At 71.2% G+C, this 17,532-nt stretch carries 15 protein-coding genes; 7 read left to right on the top strand and 8 right to left on the bottom strand.

Annotation, left to right across the window (positions count from 1 at the left end; translation table 11 throughout):
* Positions 1-158 precede the first annotated feature (158 nt).
* Positions 159-590 carry a hypothetical protein gene (locus JOC24_RS02530; protein ID WP_205018406.1) on the top strand — a complete coding sequence of 144 codons (432 nt, stop codon included), beginning with the start codon at positions 159-161 and terminating at the stop codon, positions 588-590.
* A gap of 75 nt (positions 591-665) precedes the next feature.
* Positions 666-1,241 (top strand): hypothetical protein, encoded by a 576-nt coding sequence (locus JOC24_RS02535; RefSeq protein ID WP_205018407.1) that lies wholly within the window; start codon positions 666-668, stop codon positions 1,239-1,241.
* A gap of 19 nt (positions 1,242-1,260) precedes the next feature.
* Here the strand turns inward: JOC24_RS02535 and JOC24_RS02540 are convergent, their stop codons facing one another.
* Entirely contained in the window at positions 1,261-1,509 is a 249-nt protein-coding gene (locus tag JOC24_RS02540) for a hypothetical protein (RefSeq protein ID WP_205018408.1), read from the bottom strand.
* The gene (locus JOC24_RS02545; RefSeq protein WP_205018409.1) at positions 1,496-2,830 is read right to left on the bottom strand and encodes a PspC domain-containing protein; all 1,335 of its coding nucleotides are present in this window, start codon (positions 2,828-2,830) and stop codon (positions 1,496-1,498) included. The genes JOC24_RS02540 and JOC24_RS02545 overlap by 14 nt, the downstream gene beginning before the upstream one ends.
* Positions 2,831-3,027: 197 nt before the next feature.
* On the opposite strand from JOC24_RS02545, the gene JOC24_RS02550 reads away from it, so the two are divergent.
* Both JOC24_RS02550 and JOC24_RS02555 read left to right on the top strand, forming a co-directional pair.
* Positions 3,028-4,335 carry an ATP-binding protein gene (locus tag JOC24_RS02550; RefSeq protein ID WP_205018410.1) on the top strand — a complete coding sequence of 436 codons (1,308 nt, stop codon included), beginning with the start codon at positions 3,028-3,030 and terminating at the stop codon, positions 4,333-4,335.
* Complete coding sequence (locus JOC24_RS02555) at positions 4,332-5,027, top strand: LuxR C-terminal-related transcriptional regulator (protein WP_205018411.1); 696 nt, start codon at positions 4,332-4,334, stop codon at positions 5,025-5,027. Before JOC24_RS02550 ends, JOC24_RS02555 begins: the two co-directional genes overlap by 4 nt.
* A gap of 85 nt (positions 5,028-5,112) precedes the next feature.
* Here the strand turns inward: JOC24_RS02555 and JOC24_RS02560 are convergent, their stop codons facing one another.
* Together JOC24_RS02560 and JOC24_RS02565 are read right to left on the bottom strand one after the other, a co-directional pair.
* Complete coding sequence (locus tag JOC24_RS02560; RefSeq protein WP_205018412.1) at positions 5,113-5,868, bottom strand: GNAT family N-acetyltransferase; 756 nt, start codon at positions 5,866-5,868, stop codon at positions 5,113-5,115.
* A gap of 12 nt (positions 5,869-5,880) precedes the next feature.
* Positions 5,881-6,948, bottom strand: a complete 1,068-nt coding sequence (locus tag JOC24_RS02565) for a C40 family peptidase (RefSeq protein WP_205018413.1) — start codon at positions 6,946-6,948, stop codon at positions 5,881-5,883.
* Positions 6,949-7,306: 358 nt separating this feature from the next.
* Between JOC24_RS02565 and JOC24_RS02570 the strand changes: the two genes are divergently transcribed.
* A complete protein-coding gene (locus tag JOC24_RS02570) occupies positions 7,307-7,660 on the top strand; it encodes a hypothetical protein (RefSeq protein ID WP_205018414.1) in 354 nt (117 codons plus the stop codon).
* A gap of 90 nt (positions 7,661-7,750) precedes the next feature.
* Here JOC24_RS02570 and JOC24_RS02575 read toward each other — a convergent pair whose 3' ends face one another.
* The gene (locus tag JOC24_RS02575; protein WP_205018415.1) at positions 7,751-8,905 is read right to left on the bottom strand and encodes a C40 family peptidase; all 1,155 of its coding nucleotides are present in this window, start codon (positions 8,903-8,905) and stop codon (positions 7,751-7,753) included.
* 448 nt (positions 8,906-9,353) lie between these two features.
* Here JOC24_RS02575 and pcrA point away from each other — a divergent pair, with 448 nt between their 5' ends.
* Complete coding sequence (pcrA, locus tag JOC24_RS02580) at positions 9,354-11,792, top strand: DNA helicase PcrA (RefSeq protein ID WP_205018416.1); 2,439 nt, start codon at positions 9,354-9,356, stop codon at positions 11,790-11,792.
* A 120-nt stretch (positions 11,793-11,912) separates the two neighbouring features.
* Here the strand turns inward: pcrA and JOC24_RS02585 are convergent, their stop codons facing one another.
* Complete coding sequence (locus tag JOC24_RS02585; RefSeq protein WP_205018417.1) at positions 11,913-13,505, bottom strand: M23 family metallopeptidase; 1,593 nt, start codon at positions 13,503-13,505, stop codon at positions 11,913-11,915.
* A gap of 469 nt (positions 13,506-13,974) precedes the next feature.
* Entirely contained in the window at positions 13,975-14,934 is a 960-nt protein-coding gene (locus JOC24_RS02590) for an esterase/lipase family protein (protein WP_205018418.1), read from the bottom strand.
* A 340-nt stretch (positions 14,935-15,274) separates the two neighbouring features.
* Here JOC24_RS02590 and JOC24_RS02595 point away from each other — a divergent pair, with 340 nt between their 5' ends.
* Positions 15,275-15,688, top strand: coding sequence for a cobalamin B12-binding domain-containing protein (locus tag JOC24_RS02595; RefSeq protein ID WP_205018419.1), 414 nt, complete (start codon positions 15,275-15,277; stop codon positions 15,686-15,688).
* A 212-nt stretch (positions 15,689-15,900) separates the two neighbouring features.
* Here the strand turns inward: JOC24_RS02595 and JOC24_RS02600 are convergent, their stop codons facing one another.
* Complete coding sequence (locus JOC24_RS02600) at positions 15,901-17,526, bottom strand: DUF5691 domain-containing protein (RefSeq protein ID WP_205018420.1); 1,626 nt, start codon at positions 17,524-17,526, stop codon at positions 15,901-15,903.
* Between the last annotated feature and the right edge of the window lie 6 nt (positions 17,527-17,532).

Here is a 17,532-nt window from a genome sequence, read left to right on the forward strand (position 1 = left end):
GGCCCACGTCGGGCATATCGCATAAGGGCGGGCACTTCGATGTGAGTGTTTTGAACCCGTGCCCATCCAGTGCGTTCGCCCTGCACGCAAGTTGTTAGCGTGATTGCAGCGGCGGCGTCCACACAGGTCTGCTGACGTACGGGGAAGGGGCAAGCGCCATGGCATGGGATGAATGGGAACAACTCAAGAGCGACGCTGCGGAGAGGAGCTCCGCGCGCATGCAGCTCAACCAGGCTCCCGCGGCCGGGGGTGGCGGCAGCGCGTCCAGCGGTGATCTGGTCGTGCACGACGACCAGCTGGGGAAGCTGGGGAACACGGCGTACGAGCTGCGCCAGCAGTTCGGGACGGCCAGCGACTTCGCCCGCCCCAGTACGTTCACCGCGTCGATCGACCTCTTCAACGACGGTCTCGACATGGGGTCCGCGCTGACCGAGCTGCACGACGCGTGGAACAGCCAGACCGGCACCTTGAAGGAGGCGTGCGCGCACATCTCGAACCACTTCGACTTCACGCGCGCACAGCACTCCAAGGACGAGGTCCACATCCAGACGAGTATTTCGGTGTCGAAGATCGACGATTACATCAAGTAGCTCATCGGAACCGATCGTCGACCGACAACTACGGGGCTGGGCAGCGTTACGGCCGGCAACAGGCGGAAGAAGATCGTGTTCGCCGCCATGGGCGTCCTCGTAGTTGCCGGAGTGGGCGTCGCCCTGTTCCTGCCGGATCAGAAGCCGGCTCTCTCCGTACCCGACCGGGTGTGTCAGGAGGCGGTGCCCGGTACCCACGTGGAGTCTCTGCTGCCGGAGAGCGGGGCCTTCGAGGAGAGTTCCATGAACTTCATGGCTGACGCGTCGAAGGGGCTGGGGAAGTGCGACCTGTCCGGCGGGGGCGGGGATCTCGAAATCAAGTACAGCAGGATCCAGGAGCCCGACTTCACCTGGGATTCGGTGCAGCAGGACGCGTCGAAGCCAGACAACACTCCGCTCTCGCTCGGACCGGCCAGTGGGTACGTCGGTAACAACAGGGCCGAGCTCTTCGTCGACTGCCCGTACTCGAAGGTCCGTAAGGATGCCCTGGAGGTCTCCGTCGGCATCGCGGGAGTCTCCGAGACGGAGGACAGCACCAGGACGGCGGAGCTCTCCGCGCTGACGGCCGACGTCGCCCGCGCGGCAGCCCGCGACGTCATCGGCTGCGAGTGCGCCGCCGACCTCCCCGACAGCGCCCCGAAGATCGGCTGATCCGGCTTGCCGGTGGTGGTCAGGGCACTCGGGTCGAACCAGGTGCCGACGCCTCCGCCGACGCCGTCCGCGCCCCGCGCCGCCGTCGCACCCGGTAGCTCACCCAGGTCGCCGTGGCAGCCAGCCACAGGCCGCCGACGAACACGGGTACGAAGAACGTCCACGGGGCGTTCCACGCGCCCGCCGCGTCCGCCGCGTAGCCGCCCGCCAAGGTGAGCATGACGAGGCCCGCCACCGCGCGGCCGGGCCGGATCTCATGACGCAGCACGGGTGACCTCCAGCTGTCCGATGCCGATTCCCATGCCGAGTTCGAGGGTTCCGGCGGGTTTGCTGTTCTCGGGGGGTTCGATGGTCCGCCGGGTGTGCCGGTCGGGGGCGATGTCCACGTCCTTGCGCAGGTCCGTGGGGAACTGGATGTCGCCGAGGCCCGCTTCGGCGTCCACCTTCACCGTCACCCCAGCGGGCACGACGACGAGCGCGCGGCCCGCCGCGACCTGGACGCGGGTGCGCAGGGTCTCGCCCTTCGGCACGGTGATCCGGGAGAGGTCCAGCTTCGCGATACCGGTGTTGACCTTGTACTCCGGCCGGACCGTGGCCACCGACGCGGGACGCCACTCCTTGCGGGCCCAGTCGGTACCGATGTCCCGGGGGATGGCGGATGCACCCGCGAGCAGCCCGGCCGTGATCATGGCCAGCACGATCGTACCGAAGCCGGTCCGGCCGAGGACGGACGCGACCAGCAGGCCCAGGCCGAACACCCCCAGAGCGGCGGCGAGCCCGATCTGCAGACTCGTCCCCAGCGGATGGGTCTCCCAGCTCAGCCCCGTTCCCAGGCCGCCCGCGATCAGGGCGAACAGGAACACGAGGCCGGCGATCGAGCGTGGGCCCCGGGTGCCCTGCGCACGGTGGGGAGGGCGGAACGGATCGTCGGGGGCCACCCTGCGCCTGCCCGGCTCCGCCGCCTCGGAGACCGCGTCGGCGGGGCCCCACAGATAGCCGGTCCCCGCCGGGCCGGTCGTGCCGTCCTTGACGATCGGATCCCGCCACCAGGACGGTCTGCCCGGCGTGGGTGGCGCCTTCACCTCGGGCGGCGCCCCGTGCCCGGCAGTGTGCGCCGCGCTCTTCGGGGTGTGCGCCGCCGTGCCCGGCGCGTCCTCGGGGGGGATCGTCCTGCGGTGCTGCGTCCACACCGAGAAGCCGATCACGCTCAGCGACAGCATCGCGGCGAAGGCGAGCATCCCGCCGTTGTGCAGCATCGACAGCAGCAGCCCGCAGCCCACCAGGGCCAGTAGCAGGGCGACCAGGGAGGCGCCTTCGACCCGCCCCGAGAGCAGCCGCCGCGCCTCGTTCTCGTCCTCGCCCTCCACCGGGAGCAGCAGCCATGCGAAGCCGTAGAAGATGAGACCGATGCCGCCCGTCACCGCGAGGACGCCGAGCACGATCCGGAAGATCACCGGGTCCACGTCGCAGTACCGGCCGAGTCCGCCGCACACCCCGGCCACCACTTTCCGCCGCGGGCTGCGCTGCAGCCGCGGTGCCGGTTCGGGGGGCGGCGTGACGCCCGGGGAAGCGTCCTGGGGAACGGTCATGGCTCCATGGTGACGGCCCGTACGTCCTCGTGGGACCCGCGACGACCCTGGACGATCCCTGATATTCCGTCCCTCCCGCCCCTGGGGGCCCGCCGCGGGCCCGTGTCGGAGACCCGGACCGCGGCGGCGACGCATCAGGGTCGGGTCGGGGGCGGACCCTGATGCCACGGCCCACCGGTACGTGTGACGATCGGTGCATGCCAGCAGCCACGACCCGAGCCCCGAGCTCCCACGCCCCGGACCCGGAGGAGCAGGTGCCGCGCAAGCTGTACCGCAGCGCCGACGGACGGATGCTCGGCGGCGTCGCGCGCGGGCTCGCCGGACATCTGGGGCTGCCCGTCGCCTGGGTCCGGTTCGTCTTCCTCGGGCTGTTCTTCGCGGACGGCCTCGGCGCCCTGCTCTACGCCGTCTTCTGGATCGTCGTACCGCTCGGGGTGGGCGGTGTCGGCGGCGCCGGTGGGGCGGGAGGCATGCAGAAGTCCCTCTTCGAGACCGCGCCCGACGGCCGGCGCAGACTCCGCAAGCCCGACAAGGGCCAGGTCTTCGCCCTGGTCGCGCTGCTCGTCGGCGCACTGGTCTTCGTCGGCAACGTCGACATGGGGAGCGACGCGGACCGCTACGTCTGGCCGGCGCTGCTGATCGGCGCGGGGTCCGTCCTGGTGTGGCGTCAGGCCGACAACGCCCGACGCGCCCGCTGGATCGAGGTCGGCCGCCGACGTCGCGTGCTGCACCTGGCCCGTGGACTGGCCGGTGTCGCACTCGTCGGCCTCGGCCTCGCCGCCTTCATGGTGGTGCGCGGCTCGGCGGCCCAGCTCGGCACCGCGCTGACCGCCGCCGTCGCGGTCGTCACCGGTATCGCGCTGCTCGCGGGTCCCTACCTCGTGCGCATGACACAGGACCTGTCCGAGGAACGTCTGATGCGCATCCGGGCCCAGGAGCGCGCCGAGGTCGCCGCCCACGTCCACGACTCCGTCCTGCACACACTCACCCTGATCCAGCGCAGTGCCGACGACGGCGGCGAGGTCCGCAGACTGGCCCGCGCCCAGGAGCGCGAGCTGCGCAACTGGCTGTACGACCCGTCGGGTACGGGCAAGGACGAGGACGACGAGCCCACGAACCTCGCAGAGGCGGTCAAGCGCGCCGCCGCCGAGGTGGAGGACAAGCACGGCGTCCCGCTGGAGGTCGTCGTCGTCGGTGACTGCCCGCTCGACGAGAAGCTGACGGCGCAGATGCAGGCCGCACGCGAGGCGATGGTCAACGCCGCCAAGTACGGTGGCGAGGGCGGCGCCGTCCAGGTCTTCGCGGAGGTCGAGGGCCGCACGGTCTTCGTCTCCGTACGGGACCGGGGGCCGGGATTCGACCTGGACGCCGTGCCCGGCGACAGGATGGGCGTACGAGAATCGATCATCGGCCGGATGCAGCGCAACGGCGGTACGGCGCGGCTGCGTTCGGTGCCCGGCGGGGGCACGGAAGTCGAGCTGGAGATGGAAAGGGCGAGCGAATGACCGAGAACACCGAAGCCACCGGGGGCCCGGAGCGCCGGGTACGGGTCGTGCTCGTCGACGACCACCGGATGTTCCGCACCGGGGTCCAGGCCGAGATCGGCCGCACCGAGGAGACCGGGGTCGAGGTCGTCGGCGAGGCCGCCGACGTCGACCAGGCGGTCACCGTGATCACCGCGACCCGCCCCGAGGTCGTCCTCCTCGACGTCCACCTCCCGGGAGGCGGCGGCGTCGAGGTGCTGCGGCGCTGCGCACCGATGATGGGTGCCGTCGAGAACCCGGTGCGCTTCCTCGCGCTGTCCGTCTCGGACGCGGCCGAGGACGTCATCGGCGTCATCCGGGGCGGTGCCCGCGGCTACGTCACCAAGACCATCACCGGCGCCGATCTGGTCGACTCCGTCTTCCGGGTCCAGGACGGCGACGCGGTGTTCTCGCCGCGGCTGGCCGGTTTCGTCCTGGATGCCTTCGCCTCGACGGACGCCCCGCCGGTCGACGAGGACATGGACCGGCTGACGCAGCGCGAGCGCGAGGTGCTGCGGCTGATCGCCCGGGGATACGCGTACAAGGAGATTGCCAAGCAGTTGTTCATCTCGGTGAAGACGGTCGAGTCCCACGTCTCGGCCGTCTTGCGCAAGCTCCAGCTGTCCAACCGGCACGAGCTGACCCGGTGGGCCACGGCGCGGCGGCTGGTCTGAGCCCCGCGCAAGCTCGGGCGGGATCGCGGGCTCAGGGGGATCGGGCTCAGGCGGATCGGCTCAGCGGGGTTCAAGGCGATCGGGCTCAGGCGGGGCCGAGCGAGATGTTGAGCTTCTCGCCGGTCCTGCGGTAGCCGATGCCCGCGTAGACCCGCTCGACGTCGGGACTGCCAGGCTCCAGCCACACCGCGTCGAAGCCGCGCTCGAAGGCGGCGCGGGTCAGCCACGCGGAGAGCGCCGCGCCGACGCCCCGGCGGCGGAAGGCGTCGGTTACGGCCAGGCCGGCCAGTTCGCCGATCCCGTCGATCGGGGCCGAGCAGCCGCCCGCGCCGGCGGGCAGGCCGCCCACGGTGGCGAGCCCCGAGACGCCGCCGCCCTCCGTCGCCGCACGGAGCCACGCGATCTCACCGTCGTCGGGACCGCCCTCGCCGCCGAAACCGGTGTGCTGGACGGCGGCGGCCGAGGTGAACTCCGTGTCGGTGGCGGGCTCGGCGATGCGGAGCCCGTCCACCGGCTTCGGAGCCAGGAGGGTATCCGCGGTACAGGCCATGACCGGGGCACGGTTCTCGACGGTGAAGCCGGCTGCCAGCAGGGCCGGTTCGACCGCGGGTGCCCAGGAGGGCAGGAACTCGAGCCGGGGCAGCCGGTCGTGCTCGCGGAACGCCGCGACCAGGTCGGCCACCTCCGCCTCGGTGGGTTCGGCGTCCTGGTCGGGAATGGCGTAGTTGGCGAACTTCAGTTCCCAGCCCGGATTGTGGCGCACCGTGAAGGGCCCCACCCGGTAATGGTCCGGGGAGCGGAGCGTGTTCGAGCGCGCGTAGTCCTGGATGCTTGTGTCCATGGGCCCGGGAGCCTATGCGACCCGGGTCGCTCCGGCGAAAGGCATTTCGGAGATCGGCGCGATACGTACGGGCGCACCCGGGCGCGGGGCGTGGATCATCTGGCCACCGCCGATGTAGAGCCCGACGTGGGTGACTCCGGAGTAGAAGAACACCAGGTCCCCCGGCGCCAGTTCGGAGCGGGAGACGCGCTGACCCGCGTTGATCTGGGTGTACGTGGTGCGGGGCAGTGACACACCCGCTGCTCGCCAGGCGGCCTGGGTGAGACCGGAGCAGTCGAACGAGGAGGGACCGGTGGCACCCCAGACGTACGGCTTGCCGAGAGCCCCGTACGCGAAGTCGACGGCCTGCGCCGCGCGGGCGTTGGGGGCGGTCACCGAGCCGCGGGCCGTGCTCCGGTCGGCACGGCCACCACCGCCGTGCGCGGCGTCGGCCGAGCGCTCGTAGTCGGCGCGCTGGTCGGCGGTGAGGGTGGCCAGGAGCTTCCGGGCGTCGGCGAGCTTGGTGCGGACGGAGTCCTTGTGCTTCTCCAGCTCGGCCCGGCGGGTGGCGAGGTCCGCGAGCTCGTCCTCGGCGCGGGCGCGCAGCTGGGCGATGTCGCTGATCTGCCGGCGCACGCCCTTGATCGCGCCGGCCTGTCGGTCGCCCGCCCGGTCCTCGTAGGAGGCTCGTTCCAGGTACTGGTCGGGGTCGGAGGAGAGCGCCAGCCGTACGGCGGGGTCGATCCCCGCGCTGCGGTACTGGGCGGTGGCGAACGAACCGAGTGCGTCGCGTGCGGTGTTGAGGCGCTCGGTCCTGCGGGCGGCCTCGTCGCGCAGCGCGTCGAGGGACTTCTCGGTCGCGGCCGCCCGCTCCTTCGCGCCGTTGTACTTCTCGGTGGCCACCTCGGCGTCGTGGTAGAGCCGGTCCACCTTGGCCTTGACCTGCGCCGGGGTGACCTGGGGATCTGCCTGCGCGGCGCCCTCGAGGGCGGTCGCGGCGGCCGCCCCGGCGAGGGCGAGCGTGGCCGCCGTGCGGGCGGCGGGCCCGGCGAACAGGCGCGGTCCGGGTTTGCGGTGAGCGGCTTCTCGATGGGCGGCCACGAGGGTGGTGCGTCCTTCCGATCGACTGCCCGTCGGTGGGTTGCCGGCGGGCCCGCCGGGGTCCGGCGGCGGGTCACCACAGGGGGAGTGGCCCGCCGCCGGATTCCTGGCGGGGCGACCGGGGGGCGCCGCCCGGTACGGGACGGTGGAGCAGAACCGGTCACCTGGGAGGGACGCTAAGCCCGGCACACGGGGAAGAGGCGTAATGACAGCTATTGCCCTCATGTGCTGTTTCGTTTCCTTCGGATGACAGGAAAATTCAACCGGAGTCCGGCAATTCGTGCAGACTCGCGGGCAACTCATCGGTAAGTCGTACCTGGCCGAAGAGTGGTGATATGGCCGCGGTTAGGCTGCGGCCATGGACGTACTCATCAATGTCTTCGTGGCCCTGCACATCATCGGTATCGCCTCCCTGCTGGGCGGCTTCCTGACCCAGATGAAGGCCATGGGGGCGGGCACGGCCCGCTTCGTCCCGGCCATGCTGCACGGTGCGCTCACCATGCTCGTCACGGGTGTCGCCCTGGTCGGACTCAACCAGGCGGACGACCAGAGCGTGAACAACATCAAGATCGGCGTCAAGCTGCTGGTCCTGATCGTGATCCTGGCGCTCGTCTACGTGAAGCGGGACGAGGAGAAGGTGGACAAGGCGGCGTTCGCCGCGGTCGGCGGGCTGACGGTCGCCAACATCTTCATCGCCACGCTCTGGACCTGAGCGGGCGGGCGCACGGCTGAGGGGCCCGGGACGACCCGGGCCCCTCCCGCGTTTCCGGCCGGTCGGGGCCGCGTGCTGGGCGCCGGGCCGTTACGCCGGGCGCACGCTGCCGTAGATCGGCATGTAGTAGATCGACTCCTCGCGGACGTTCGCCCCGGGCTTCGGTGCGTGGATCATCATCCCGTCGCCCTTGTAGATGCCGACGTGGCTGATGTCGTCGTAGAAGAAGACCAGGTCCCCCGGCCGCAGGTTCGCCGTGGCCACCCGGGTGCCCACCTCGACCTGGTCCCAGGTGGTGCGCGGCAGGTCGACGCCCGCGTTCTTCCAGGCGGCCTGGGTGAGCCCGGAGCAGTCGTACGAGGACGGGCCCGTGGCTCCCCAGACGTACGGCTTGCCGATCTGGGCGCGTGCGAAGGCGAGGACCTTCTCGGCCTTCGAGGCGTAGCCGCTGTCGGAGCCCGTGCCGGTGCCGGTGCCGGAGCCCGTGCCCGTGCCGGCCTCCTCCTCGGCGGTGTCCTCGGCCTGCTCCTTCTGGGCGGCGGCCTGCTGCCGGGCCAGCTCCTCGGCCTTGCGCTCGGCCTCGGCCTCCTTCTTGCGCTCCAGATCCGCGAGTCGCGCCTTCTCCTCGGCGGTCAGCTTCGACAGCAGCGAGCGGGCCTCGGTGAGCTTCGTCTGCACCTGCTGCTTGCTGGTGCGCAGCGCGGCCTGCGACTTGGTGAGCGTCTCCAGGCTCTTGGTCGCCTCGACGCGCTTCTCCGCGGCCTCCTTCTGCTGCGTACGGAAGTCCGCGACCGCCTTCTGCTGCTGGCTGGTCATCCGCGCCATCAGCTGGTCCTGGTCGAAGTACGACTGGGGGTCGTCCGCGAGGAAGAACGTCGCCGTCGGGGCGATGGAGCCACTGCGGTACTGCGCCGCCGCGTAGCTGCCCAGCTCGCGGCGCGTCTCGTTGAGCTTGTCGGCCCGCTTCGCCGCGGCCTCCAGCAGGGCGTCGACTTCGGAGCGCTGCTCGGCCGAAGCGGTCTTCGCCTTGTTGTACTGCTGCGTCGCGGTACCGGCCTGCCGGTAGAGGGCGTCGACCTTCTTCTGTACTTCCTCGATACCGGGCTTCGGCTCGGTGGGTGCGGCCGTCGCGCTCTGGGTGGAGAGCAGGGTGACGGAGGCGAGCGCCACCGTCGTGAGGCCGACGACTGGGGTGGTGCGCGCGCGGCGGGTGCGCGGCTTGCGATGCGATGCCAAGGCCGGCATCTCCTTCCGTGGACTGCCTACCGGGTTAGCGATGGGGTCCCCCCAGGCCGTTCGGGCACTGGGGGAGGGGTCGGGCGGAACGGAAGGCTGCCCTACGGTCCGGCGGAGACGGACCGATTCACCCCGGTGCTGCGTGTGGGTCCCCGGTTCCGGGCCCCGTTCGGGGAGTACGGATTCGGCGGGGGTGCCCGTGCGGCGCGGTTCGCCTCAAAGGGGTACGGGGCACCCGTCGGAGCACGCTAACCAACCCGTGGTGTCTCTGTGAAGGTTGATGTTCGATATGCCCGATACGTTTTCGTGACCTTTTCGGGGTGAGGGTCCGCGCGGCCGAAAAGAGCCCTCGAATCTCACGTAACGTGGGCGAACCGTCTCGTTGCGCGCACGGTCCGGGTCCCATGTCGTCGATGCGGCCCGGGCTGTCGGTGCGGCCGCCTAGACTCGTGAGGCGATGAGCAGCCTCTTTGACGACAGTTTCCTGACCGGCCTCCAGCAAGCGGAGGACGGCCCCCCGCCGCCCCCTGAGGAGCGTGCACCCGAAGCGGTGCCGGAGGGCCTCTTCGAGGACGTCTTCGACGCGCCTCCGCCGCCGCGCGACGCCTATTACCGCGACGGCGCCCCGCGTCCCGCGATCGATCCCGCCGCGCTGCTCGACGGGCTGAACACCGAGCAGCGCGCAGCCGTCGTGCACGCCGGGTCCCCGCTGCTCATCGTCGCCGGGGCGGGATCGGGCAAGACCCGCGTCCTCACGCACCGGATCGCCCATCTCCTGGCCGAGCGGGGTGTGCACCCGGGGCAGATCCTCGCGATCACCTTCACCAACAAGGCCGCCGGCGAGATGAAGGAGCGCGTCGAGGACCTCGTCGGCCCGCGCGCCAACGCCATGTGGGTCATGACGTTCCACAGCGCCTGTGTGCGGATCCTGCGCCGCGAGTCGAAGCGCCTGGGGTTCACCTCGTCGTTCTCGATCTACGACGCCGCCGACTCCAAGCGGCTGATGGCGCTGGTCTGCCGCGATCTGGACCTCGACCCGAAGCGCTATCCGCCGAAGTCGTTCACGGCGAAGGTCTCGAACCTGAAGAACGAGCTGATCGACGAGGAGACCTTCGCGGGCCAGGCCGCCGACGGTTTCGAGAAGACGCTGGCGCAGGCCTACGCGCTCTACCAGGCACGCCTGCGCGAGGCCAACGCACTGGACTTCGACGACATCATCATGACGACGGTCCACCTGCTCCAGGCGTTCCCCGACGTCGCCGAGCACTACCGCCGCCGCTTCCGGCACGTCATGGTCGACGAGTACCAGGACACCAACCACGCGCAGTACACCCTGGTGCGCGAACTGGTGGGCCCGGCGGGCGAGGCCGATGCCCCGGGCGAGCTGTGCGTCGTCGGTGACGCGGACCAGTCGATCTACGCCTTCCGCGGTGCGACCATCCGCAACATCCTCCAGTTCGAGGAGGACTACCCGGACGCGACCACGATCATGCTGGAGCAGAACTACCGCTCCACGCAGACGATCCTGTCCGCGGCCAACGCGGTCATCGAGCGCAACGAGAGCCGCCGCCCCAAGAACCTCTGGACGAACGCGGGAGCCGGTACCCGGATCACCGGCTACGTCGCCGACACCGAGCACGACGAGGCGCAGTTCGTCGCCGAGGAGATCGACCGCCTCACGGACGCCGGGGACGCGAAGGCGGGCGACGTCGCCGTCTTCTACCGTACGAACGCCCAGTCCCGTGTCTTCGAAGAGATCTTCATCCGCGTCGGGCTGCCCTACAAGGTCGTCGGCGGAGTGCGCTTCTACGAGCGCAAGGAGGTCAGGGACGTCCTGGCCTACCTCCGGGTGCTGTCCAACCCCGAGGACACCGTCCCGCTGCGCCGCATCCTCAACGTGCCCAAGCGGGGCATCGGCGACCGGGCCGAAGCGATGATCGACGCCCTCTCGATGCGCGAGAAGATCTCCTTCCCGCAGGCGCTGCGCCGTGTCGACGAGGCGTACGGCATGGCGGCCCGGTCGGCGAACGCGGTGAAGCGGTTCAACACGCTGATGGAGGAGCTCCGCACGATCGTGGAGTCCGGTGCGGGGCCGGCGGTCGTGGTGGAGGCCGTCATGGAGCGGACCGGCTATCTCGCCGAACTCCAGGCGTCCACAGACCCGCAGGACGAGACCCGTATCGAGAACCTCCAGGAGCTCGCCTCCGTCGCTCTCGAATTCGAGCAGGAGCGGGCGGAGGAGGAGGGTGCGGGAACCCTCGCCGAGTTCCTGGAGAAGGTCGCGCTCGTCGCCGACGCGGACCAGATCCCCGACGAGGACGAGGACGGCTCCGGTGTCGTCACGCTGATGACGCTGCACACCGCCAAGGGCCTCGAATTCCCCGTGGTGTTCCTGACCGGCATGGAGGACGGCGTCTTCCCGCACATGCGCGCGCTGGGACAGGTGAAGGAGCTGGAGGAGGAGCGCCGACTGGCCTACGTGGGCATCACGCGTGCCCGCGAGCGCCTGTACCTGACCCGGGCGGCGATGCGGAGTGCCTGGGGCCAGCCCTCGTACAACCCGCCGTCGAGGTTCCTGGAGGAGATCCCGGACCAGCACCTGGAGTGGAAGCGCAAGGGTCCGATGGCGGCGTCGGCGGGACCGACGTCCGGCATCACGTCGTCCCTGTCCTCGTCACGCTCGAAGTCGGGGCCCTCGGGATTCGCGACCCGGCGCACCTCCGAGAAGCCGGTGGTCACCCTGGTGGTCGGGGACCGGGTCACCCACGACCAGTTCGGCCTGGGCACGGTGACGGCGGTCGACGGGTTCGGCGACCAGGCGAAGGCGACGGTCGACTTCGGCGACGAGAGGCCGAAGAAGCTGCTGTTGCGCTACGCGCCGGTCGAGAAGCTCTGACCGGAGCCGGCCGGTCGAGGGGCCCCGAGTCCCCGGCCGGTCGAAGGGCTGTGCCTCGAATCGGCCGACCACGCGGGCCAGGTGTGCCGAGCCCCGGCCGGCCCCGTGGGCCGGCCGGTGTCAGTTCGGGTTGATGCCGTGGCTGCTGAACCACGGCATCGGGTCGATCGCCGAGCCGCCGCCGGGCCGTACCTCGAAGTGCAGGTGCGGGCCGGTGGAGTTGCCGGAGTTCCCCGAGTAGGCGATGACGTCGCCGGCCTTGACCGGACCGGAGCGGATCTTGGTGGAGCTGAGGTGGCAGTACCACGTCTCGGTGCCGTCGGCCGCGGTGACGATGGCCATGTTCCCGTAGGCGCTGTTCCACTGGGTGCGGACGGTGCCGTCGGTCGCGGCCATCACCTGGGTGCCGTAGGCGACGGGGAAGTCGATGCCCGTGTGCACGGACATCCAGTTCACACCGGCCTGGCCGTACATGGCGCTGAGGCCGTGCTGCGCGACGGGGAGGACGAACTTCGGGCGTGCGGCCTCGCGGCGGGCGGCCTCCTCCTCGCGCTTCTTCTTCTCCGCGGCCTGACGCTCCTTCAGGTCGATGCGCTCCTGGGTGCGGCTGGCGCGGTCGGCGAAGTTCTCGGCGTCGGCACTGAGGTTGGCGAGCTGGGTGTCCAGCTTGTTGTTGGCCACGGCCGGCTTGACCGTCTCGGCGGCCGCCATGGACGTGGTGTCGTCCTTCGTCTCCTCGCCTCCGCCGACACCGCTCACCGAGGCGGCGGCGATGCCCGCGACACTCATGACGCAGGCGGAGGGGACGGCGACGGTGAGGAGGGCGGACCGCTTCGCGGGGGTGCGGCGCCTGCCCCGGCTGCCGCGCCCGGCGGCGGAACGGCTCACGGGGCGCGCGGAGGCCTGGGCCGAGGGGGATTCCGCGGTCACGTCGAGGACGTCCGATGCCGGCTCGGCGACGTCCGGCATGTGCTCGGCGTCGTGGGCCTCGGGGGCCGTTTCGTAGCCGTCCGTGTAGGCGTCCGGGTGCGGAGCCGCCTGGACGGTCCCGGTCCCGTCGGTCTCGGCGTGGTCGTGGGCGCCGGGGGACTCGTGGGACGTGAACTCGGCCGATCCGTACGACTCGTAGGACGCCGACTGGTGTTCGTACGACAGGTACGACGTCTGTTCGGGTGCGTACGCGGCGTTCTCGGGCGTGGCGCCGCTGTTCCAGGCGGTGGCGTCGAAAGTGCCCGTCTCGGCGGCCGCGTAGCTTTCGTACCCCGCGGTCTCGAATGCGGGAGCTGCGTAGGTGCCGGTCGCGTAGGCCGTGGTGTCGAAGGTGGCGGTGGGGAAGGCGCCTGTGTCGCCGGTGTCCCACTGGCCGGCCTGGCCGGTGTGGTCCCAGCCGGTGGTGTCCCACTGTCCCGTCGCGTCCGTGGTGGCTGCCTGGGCCGGGATCCCGGCCTCGGGCATCCAGGTGGCGGTCGTGTCGTAACTCTGGTGCGCCTGGGCGTCGTAGGTGTCGTACGAGGCCTGCTGGTGCGCGCCGGTGTCCCACTGGCCGCCGTTGTGGCCGTTGTCGTACGCAGCGGCGTAATCGCCGCCGTACGTTGCCGCGTGGCTGCTGTCGTGCTGACCCGGCAGGGTCCCGAAGAGCGGGTCGGTGTCGAAGTTGCCGGTGGAATGGCTGTCGTATCCGGCATGCCCGGCGTGGGGGTGCTGGTCGTTCACCAACTTCTCTCTCGCCTCGGCAGCAGGACCTGTTCCGGGGGTCCGGTGGGGGGACCCCAGGGTGAGCAGTGGCCGCGACTGTACCCGGCGGTACGTGAGGACGACAATCTTCGGAGGGGTTCAGCACCTCAGGAAACGGGCAATCGGCCGCCTTTCGGAGAGCCGAGGCGACAGGCTTGGGTTTATGTTCGAAAGTCGTTCTATTCGGTAAGGGGCTCAGGGCGGTTCGGCCTCTGTCTCCCTTCCGGTGATGGTGCTCGGGTGGCTCGTACCCCGGTGTCGGGAGGAAATGTGCGTCGGTCCGGCCGGGGCGCGAACCCGGCCGGACCGGCTGCTCCTTGTCGGTCCGGCCGGTGCGGGACCACGGTCTCCACCGACGTCACCCGGGGGCCCGCGCTCCTCCAGGGCTCCGGACTTCGGTGACGACGGCTCCAGGTAGCGCGCGGTGCGGAGCCCGCGGAAGCGGGGGTCAGGCGACCGAGGCCGAACCCGGAGTGCCGATGGCGGCTCCGTCGGATTCGAGTGCCTGGCGGATCGCGGACGCGACCGCGGGATGCACCGGAAGGGCGAGATGGCCGATGCCGGTGACACGCACGTTCACCGCGTCGAGGTCGGGATGGTCGACGCAGGCCGTCTCGACCGGGAGCATCACCCTGTCCAGCTCGCTCCAGAAGCTGATGAAGCGAGTCCGGCAGTTCGGAGCGGGGCGGCGCAGTTCCTCGATCAGATCGGATCCGCTCCGCATCTGGCGGACGATGGGGTGGGCGCCGGCCAGTGGGGCGGCGGCGGTGCCGCCGTGCGGCGTGCCGAGGGTGACGAGTGTGCGTACCCGGCGGTCCCCGCCGAGCCGCTGCACGTAGTACCGCGCGATCAGACCGCCGAGGCTGTGGCCCACGATGTCGATCTCGTGATGCCCGGTGCGGGCGCAGATCTCTTCCACATGGCGGTCGAGCAGCTCCGCCGCCGTGCGGATGTCGCAGGTCAGGGGCGAGTAGTTGAGTGACTCGAGATGGTGCCAGCCGTGGCGGGCCAGGGAGCGGCGGAGGAGGACGAAGACGGAGCGGTTGTCGATGAAGCCGTGCAGGAGGACGACGGGTGGACGGTCCTCCGCCGCGGTGGGCAGCGCGGCCATGGTGGCCTGCGCGGTGGCCTGAGGCGTGTTCGTCCTGGGCAGCCCCGCCGGTTCCGCCGTACGGGTGATCCGGCCGGGGGAGGGTTCAGGTCCCGCTCCGGTGCCGGGTGCGGTATCGGGATGGGGCGGGGGCGCGGGGGTGCGGCGTTCCGGCGTGAGCCCGGACGGGTACATGAGCACGTGCCCGGCGAGGATCACCAGCTCCAGCGCGGTGGCTCTGACCAGCGTCGAAGACAGCCGGCTGGGGCGCAGGCACGGCCTGCGCAACAGTAGGGGTAGGAAGGACAGGACCTTCATGGCCGACCTCCTGCACCGGCATCCGGGGAAGGCGGCTCCTGCCCCGTACACCCTCACGGGGGTCGCTACGGAGGTTCGTGCGGCCTGTCGCGGCCTGGGATCGCACCACCGTGCCGTGCGGCTGACGGCGCGGTGGTACGACGACCTCGTTGCGGCTCCCTCGACGGCGTTCCCCGCGCGGCCGGGGCCGCCCGGTGTCGGGAACGACGCCGGCGAACATATCCCATGTGTGATTTCCCCCTCCCGGTCCACCGCGAAACGGCGCCGTGCGGGATGCTGCAGATAACGTTCGTTCACATCACCGGCCCTCCGGGTACGGGAGACGCATGTGGAGGCTTTGATGGGTGTGACCGGTCCGATCCGTGTGGTGGTGGCCAAGCCGGGCCTCGACGGCCATGACCGTGGGGCCAAGGTGATCGCCCGGGCGCTGCGGGACGCGGGCATGGAGGTCATCTACACGGGGCTCCACCAGACTCCCGAGCAGATCGTCGACACGGCGATCCAGGAGGACGCCGACGCCATCGGCCTCTCGATCCTCTCCGGTGCGCACAACACGCTCTTCGCCAAGGTCATCGAGCTGTTGAAGGAGCGCGACGCCGAGGACATCAAGGTGTTCGGCGGCGGCATCATCCCCGAGGCGGACATCGCTCCGCTGAAGAAGCAGGGCGTGGCCGAGATCTTCACCCCGGGTGCGACGACGACCTCGATCGTCGACTGGGTGAACGCTCACGTCCGCCAGCCTGCCGAGGCCTGACCGCCCAGCCCGCGCCGGTGGTCCGAGTCCGGAGAGGTCCGGGCCGGGCCTCCTGGGTCCGGCCCCGGGCCGGGTGAGCGCCGGGCCGTGGATCTGCCGGGACCTGGTGCCGGGCCGGCGGAGGGAGCTCGGCGCGGGTCCGGGCCGGTGGATCCTCGCCCCCTGACCTGGCGCGCCTCACCCGGTGCGCTCCTGCCCACGCCCCTTCCCCGTCACTCCGTGCCCCCCTGGGCCAGCTCCGCGTCCATGGTGCCGCGCAGGCGCAGGGTGGAGACCAGGCGCTGGAAAGCCTCCGACCAGTAGCCACCCGCACCCGGAGAAGCACCTTCCGGTTCGTCCGGCGTGGTGGTGAGGACCGCGAGCCTCTCCGCCTCGGCGGGGTCCAGGCAGCGCTCGGCGAGGCCCATCACCCCGCTGAAGCTCCAGGGGTAGCTTCCCGCGTCCCGCGCGATGTCCAACGCATCGACCACCGACCGGCCGAGCGGCCCGTGCCACGGCACTGAGCAGACGCCGAGCAGCTGGAAGGCGTCGGACAGGCCGTGTGCCGCTATGAAGCCGGCGACCCAGAGCGCCCGTTCGCCGGGGGGCAGGGTGGCGAGGAGCTTCGACCGCTCCGCCAGCGACGCCGTCCCGGGGCCGTTCGCCGGAGGTGTAGAGGGGGTGCCGAGCAGCGCCCGCGCCCAGTCGGGATCCCGTTGCCGCACAGCGGCCCGGCACCAGGCGGCGTGCAGTTCGCCGGACCAGCCGTCGGCGACCGGCAGTGCCACGAGCGCCTGTGCCGTCCGCCCGCCGAACCTCTCCCGCCAGACACAGAGCGGGGTCGACTCCACCAACTGACCCAGCCACCAGGACCGTTCACCACGACCCGAGGGCGGTGTCGGCACCACGCCGTCGCGTTGCATCGCGGCGTCGCACTCGTGCGGTGCCTCCACTGCGATGGACAGGGCATCCCCCGTACGGTCGGGGTTCACGCAGGACGTGGCACGGGCCGCCATCCGGCGGGCGAGCGCCGAATCGGGCAGCGCGGACAGCAGTTCGGCCGCCGTGTAACGGACGTTACGACTGCGGTCCGTGAGGGCGCCCTCCAGGAACGCCTCGTCGGCCGCGGAGAGGCCGGATCGCAGGGAGTCGAGGAACATCAGCCGGTCCTCGGCCCGCTCGGAGGACCAGGTACCGGCGAGCAGGGAGCGGGCGGCCCCGGGGTCCTCCTCCCTGAGGGCTCCGAGCAGCGCGACCCGCTCGGCGAAGAGGCCCTCCTCCCACAGCACGCCGACCTCCTCGGGATCCGTTGTGTCCGGGCGCGGCGCGCCGCGGGACGAGGCCCGCAGCGCGAACCTCCACTCGGGATTCAGCGCCGCCAGCCAGAGCCCGCGCGGCCCGGCGAATTCCAGGACGTGCGGACGAAGGTCCGTACGCGCTCTCGCCGCGTCCAGCAGAGCGGGCAGCAACTCCGCGGGCGCCCGGTAGCCGTGCGCACCCGCGGAGGCCAGCCACTGGGGGATGAGCTCGGTGAGATCGGGAGCCGCTCCCCGGCGCCCGCCGCCGGAGGGTGCCGACCGGTCGGCGAGCAACTGGGCGAGCCTGCGGCGTGCGGCGGCAGGCAGCGGTGGCCGGGGATCGGCGGGAGCGGGCTTTGGCAGTGCGGTCCGGCCGGCCGGCCGCAGAGCCGCCCTGCGCCGCACGGTATGAACCGCCGCCGCGTCGAGTAGCGCCGCCGGGCCGGCCGCGGCGCCGTCCCCCATCCGGAGCGGGCGCCGGTCGGTGCCGAGCAGGGCCGAGGTGACGAGGTCTTCCCAGGGGGCGCTCAGGGGCACGCCGGTCGTGTCGGAGGTGGGCATCGGTTC

Source organism: Streptomyces sp. HB132 (genome assembly GCF_016909575.1).
In the GTDB taxonomy this organism is placed as follows: domain Bacteria; phylum Actinomycetota; class Actinomycetes; order Streptomycetales; family Streptomycetaceae; genus Streptomyces.

What these genes read in the sequence shown, in the direction of transcription:
- JOC24_RS02545 (WP_205018409.1), bottom strand. Translation starts at nt 2,830, where the DNA reads ATGACCGTTCCCCAGGACGCTTCCCCGGGCGTCACGCCGCCCCCCGAA.
- JOC24_RS02560 (WP_205018412.1), bottom strand. Translation starts at nt 5,868, where the DNA reads ATGGACACAAGCATCCAGGACTACGCGCGCTCGAACACGCTCCGCTCC.
- JOC24_RS02555 (WP_205018411.1), top strand. Translation starts at nt 4,332, where the DNA reads ATGACCGAGAACACCGAAGCCACCGGGGGCCCGGAGCGCCGGGTACGG.
- pcrA (WP_205018416.1), top strand. Translation starts at nt 9,354, where the DNA reads ATGAGCAGCCTCTTTGACGACAGTTTCCTGACCGGCCTCCAGCAAGCG.
- JOC24_RS02550 (WP_205018410.1), top strand. Translation starts at nt 3,028, where the DNA reads ATGCCAGCAGCCACGACCCGAGCCCCGAGCTCCCACGCCCCGGACCCG.
- JOC24_RS02530 (WP_205018406.1), top strand. Translation starts at nt 159, where the DNA reads ATGGCATGGGATGAATGGGAACAACTCAAGAGCGACGCTGCGGAGAGG.
- JOC24_RS02600 (WP_205018420.1), bottom strand. Translation starts at nt 17,526, where the DNA reads ATGCCCACCTCCGACACGACCGGCGTGCCCCTGAGCGCCCCCTGGGAA.
- JOC24_RS02590 (WP_205018418.1), bottom strand. Translation starts at nt 14,934, where the DNA reads ATGAAGGTCCTGTCCTTCCTACCCCTACTGTTGCGCAGGCCGTGCCTG.
- JOC24_RS02575 (WP_205018415.1), bottom strand. Translation starts at nt 8,905, where the DNA reads ATGCCGGCCTTGGCATCGCATCGCAAGCCGCGCACCCGCCGCGCGCGC.
- JOC24_RS02570 (WP_205018414.1), top strand. Translation starts at nt 7,307, where the DNA reads ATGGACGTACTCATCAATGTCTTCGTGGCCCTGCACATCATCGGTATC.
- JOC24_RS02595 (WP_205018419.1), top strand. Translation starts at nt 15,275, where the DNA reads ATGGGTGTGACCGGTCCGATCCGTGTGGTGGTGGCCAAGCCGGGCCTC.